Origin of the sequence: Thalassospira sp. HF15 (genome assembly GCF_011806525.1) — a bacterium.
Lineage (GTDB): Bacteria > Pseudomonadota > Alphaproteobacteria > Rhodospirillales > Thalassospiraceae > Thalassospira.
Genome location: NZ_JAAVKI010000015.1, coordinates 1 through 3,110 on the forward strand (window position 1 = coordinate 1; position 3,110 = coordinate 3,110).

At 53.6% G+C, this 3,110-nt stretch carries 2 rRNA genes; both read left to right on the top strand.

The window, feature by feature from the left end:
- The first annotated feature begins 96 nt into the window (after nt 1-96).
- A 23S ribosomal RNA gene (locus tag HED22_RS19495) occupies nt 97-2,843 on the top strand.
- Between the two features lie 137 nt (nt 2,844-2,980).
- Nucleotides 2,981-3,095, top strand: a 5S ribosomal RNA gene (gene rrf / locus HED22_RS19500).
- Nucleotides 3,096-3,110 lie beyond the last annotated feature (15 nt).

Genomic DNA, 3,110 nt, shown 5'->3' on the forward strand with positions numbered 1-3,110 from the left:
TTTTTCGCAACGAAAGAACGTGATCGCGAACTAGTTGTGATGTGGTTTTGCAGGTTTTACCCCTGCGCAAGCCGCAGAACAGTTAGCTGAGGGATCTCTCAAGCATAATAAGGGCATCTGGTGGATGCCTTGGCGTCAAGAGGCGATGAAAGACGTGGCACTCTGCGATAAGCTACGGTGAGCCGAGAGCAGGCTTTGACCCGTAGATTTCTGAATGGGGAAACCCCACCCAATAGGGTGATCCTGTCGTGAATACATAGCGGCAGGAGGCGAACCCGGTGAACTGAAACATCTCAGTAACCGGAGGAAAGGACATCAACCGAGACTTCGCTAGTAGCGGCGAGCGAACGCGAACCAGGCCAGTGGCTTATGCATAAGAACCGGAACGATCTGGAAAGGTCGGCCATAGTGGGTGATAGCCCCGTACGGGTAGAAAATGCATAAGTCCTCGAGTAGGGCGGGACACGTGAAATCCTGTCTGAACATGGGGGGACCACCCTCCAAGCCTAAGTACTCCTTGACGACCGATAGTGTACCAGTACCGTGAGGGAAAGGTGAAAAGCACCCCGATAAGGGGAGTGAAATAGTTCCTGAAACCGGATGCCTACAAGCAGTTGGAGCCTCTTTATGGGGTGACAGCGTACCTCTTGCATAATGGGTCAGCGAGTTAGTCTTACAAGCAAGCTTAAGCCGATAGGTGTAGGCGCAGCGAAAGCGAGTCTTAATAGGGCGATTGAGTTTGTGGGATTAGACCCGAAACCAGGTGATCTAGCCATGAGCAGGTTGAAGGTGATGTAACAGTCACTGGAGGACCGAACCCACGTCTGTTGAAAAAGACGGGGATGACTTGTGGTTAGGGGTGAAAGGCCAATCAAACCTGGAGATAGCTGGTTCTCCGCGAAATCTATTTAGGTAGAGCGTCAGACGAATACCTTCGGGGGTAGAGCACTGAATGGGCTAGGGGGCCTTACCGGCTTACCAAACCTAATCAAACTCCGAATACCGAAGAGTACTATCTGGCAGACAGACTACGGGTGCTAAGGTCCGTGGTCGAGAGGGAAACAGCCCAGACCGCCAGTTAAGGTCCCAAAGTTGTGGCTAAGTGGGAAAGGATGTAGGACGGCCAAGACAACCAGGACGTTGGCTTAGAAGCAGCCATCGTTTAAAGAAAGCGTAACAGCTCACTGGTCTAAATAAGCTGTCCCGCGCCGAAGATGTACCGGGGCTCAAGCCACACACCGAAACTGCGGACTTGTTCTTTGAACAAGTGGTAGCGGAGCGTTCCGTAAGCCTGTGAAGGTGAACCGTAAGGTTTGCTGGAGGTATCGGAAGCGAGAATGCTGACATGAGTAGCGATAAAGGGAGTGAGAACCTCCCTCGCCGAAAGCCCAAGGGTTCCTGCGCAAGGCCAATCCGCGCAGGGTGAGTCGGCCCCTAAGACGAGGCAGAAATGCGTAGTCGATGGGAAACAGGTTAATATTCCTGTACCCGTGAGAAGTGACGGCCTCTGGAAGTAGTTTTTCCTTATTGGATTGGAGAAGCTGCCAAGGAGGTCCAGGAAATAACTCTCACATATGGACCGTACCCCAAACCGACACAGGTGGGCAGGTTGAATATACCAAGGCGCTTGAGAGAATGGTGTTGAAGGAACTCGGCAAATTGCCCCCGTAACTTCGGGAGAAGGGGGCCCACCGTGAAGGCAACTTTACGGTGGGGGCACAGACTAGGGGGTGGCGACTGTTTACTAAAAACACAGGGCTCTGCGAAGTCGCAAGACGACGTATAGGGTCTGACGCCTGCCCGGTGCCGGAAGGTTAAGAGGAGGTGTGCAAGCACCGAATTGAAGCCCCGGTAAACGGCGGCCGTAACTATAACGGTCCTAAGGTAGCGAAATTCCTTGTCGGGTAAGTTCCGACCTGCACGAATGGCGTAACGACTTCCCCACTGTCTCCAACACCAACTCAGCGAAATTGAATTCTCCGTGAAGATGCGGAGTACCCGCGGTCAGACGGAAAGACCCCGTGCACCTTTACTACAGCTTTGCAGTGGTATCAGGATGTGAATGTGCAGAATAGGTGGGAGGCTTTGAAGCCATGGCGCCAGCCATGGTGGAGCCACCTTTGAGATACCACCCTTTTGCTTCCTGATATCTAACCGAGGTCCGTTATCCGGATCCGGGACCCTGCATGGCGGGTAGTTTGACTGGGGCGGTCGCCTCCCAAAGAGTAACGGAGGCGCGCGATGGTAGGCTCAGGCTGGTCGGACATCAGCTTAAGAGTGCAATGGCAAAAGCCTGCCTGACTGCGAGACTGACAAGTCGAGCAGAGACGAAAGTCGGTCATAGTGATCCGGTGGTCCCGCGTGGAAGGGCCATCGCTCAACGGATAAAAGGTACGCCGGGGATAACAGGCTGATACTCCCCAAGAGTCCACATCGACGGGAGTGTTTGGCACCTCGATGTCGGCTCATCACATCCTGGGGCTGGAGCAGGTCCCAAGGGTTTGGCTGTTCGCCAATTAAAGTGGTACGTGAGCTGGGTTTAGAACGTCGTGAGACAGTTCGGTCCCTATCTGCCGTGGGCGTAGGATACTTGAGAAGAGCTGTCCCTAGTACGAGAGGACCGGGATGGACGCACCTCTGGTGTACCGGTTGTTCCGCCAGGAGCATCGCCGGGTAGCTAAGTGCGGAAAGGATAACCGCTGAAAGCATCTAAGCGGGAAGCCCCCTTCAAGACTAGGTATCCCTATCAGATCCCTGGAAGACCACCAGGTTGATAGGCTGGGTGTGGAAGCGTGGCAACACGTGAAGCTAACCAGTACTAATTGATCGATCGGCTTGATTGATCCCTCTTGCTACTGTCTGCATACGACTTGCGCAGCGGTAAAATCAGCAAGACCAATACGTCACAACAATAAATAGTTCGCATAAACTAAATCACGATCTTGCAAAGATCTCCGATCTCTTCGCTGTGTTTGGACGGCCCGGTGGCCATAGCGGCCGGGAACCACCTGATCCCTTCCCGAACTCAGAAGTGAAACCAGCCTGCGCCGATGGTACTTTGTCTTAAGGCACGGGAGAGTAGGTCACCGCCGGGCCTTCCAAATACAGCA